This window comes from Streptococcus vulneris (genome assembly GCF_019218685.1).
Taxonomy (GTDB): Bacteria; Bacillota; Bacilli; order Lactobacillales; family Streptococcaceae; genus Streptococcus; species Streptococcus vulneris.
In genome coordinates this window covers 1-1,046 of the sequence record NZ_JAHUZC010000028.1, presented here as the reverse complement: position 1 = coordinate 1,046, position 1,046 = coordinate 1, and the positions used below count along the sequence as shown (strand labels likewise).

Genomic DNA, 1,046 nt, shown 5'->3' with positions numbered 1-1,046 from the left:
GTAGCAAGCGCCTCAGCATCGACAAGTGCGGTAGCAAGTGCTTCAGCATCGACTAGCGCAGTGGCTTCAGCCTCAGCGTCAACAAGTGCGGTAGCCTCAGCTTCAGCGTCAACAAGTGCGGTGGCTTCAGCTTCAGCGTCAACAAGCGCGGTAGCAAGTGCTTCAGCGTCAACTAGTGCAGTGGCTTCAGCTTCAGCGTCAACGAGTGCGGTAGCAAGTGCCTCAGCGTCAACAAGTGCGGTAGCAAGTGCCTCAGCGTCAACAAGTGCGGTAGCTTCAGCATCGGCCTCTACTAGTGCGGTGGCCTCAGCTTCAGCCTCAACCAGCGCGGTGGCTTCAGCCTCAGCGTCAACAAGCGCAGTAGCTTCAGCCTCAGCCTCTACTAGTGCGGTGGCCTCAGCTTCAGCCTCAACCAGCGCAGTAGCTTCAGCTTCAGCATCAACAAGCGCAGTAGCTTCAGCTTCAGCGTCAACTAGTGCAGTAGCAAGCGCCTCAGCCTCAACAAGTGCAGTAGCTTCAGCTTCAGCGTCAACAAGTGCAGTAGCCTCAGCTTCAGCATCAACCAGTGCAGTAGCCTCAGCTTCAGCATCAACCAGCGCAGTGGCTTCAGCTTCAGCGTCAACAAGCGCGGTAGCTTCAGCTTCAGCATCTACTAGTGCAGTAGCAAGCGCCTCAGCATCGACTAGTGCAGTAGCTTCAGCTTCAGCATCAACCAGCGCAGTGGCTTCAGCTTCAGCGTCAACAAGCGCGGTAGCAAGCGCCTCAGCATCAACAAGTGCAGTAGCCTCAGCTTCAGCATCTACTAGTGCAGTGGCTTCAGCTTCAGCGTCAACAAGTGCGGTAGCAAGTGCTTCAGCATCTACTAGTGCAGTAGCAAGTGCTTCAGCATCTACTAGTGCAGTAGCAAGCGCCTCAGCATCGACAAGTGCAGTAGCTTCAGCTTCAGCGTCAACGAGTGCGGTAGCAAGTGCCTCAGCATCTACTAGTGCAGTAGCTTCAGCTTCAGCGTCAACAAGTGCGGTAGCAAGTGCTTCAGCGTCAACCAG

At 55.3% G+C, this 1,046-nt stretch carries 1 protein-coding gene; it reads right to left on the bottom strand.

Annotated features, from left to right (window positions below; all coding sequences use genetic code 11):
• A partial coding sequence (locus tag KUA57_RS09440) for a ribonuclease E domain-containing protein (RefSeq protein WP_218494154.1) occupies positions 1 to 1,046 on the bottom strand: 1,046 nt, incomplete at both ends.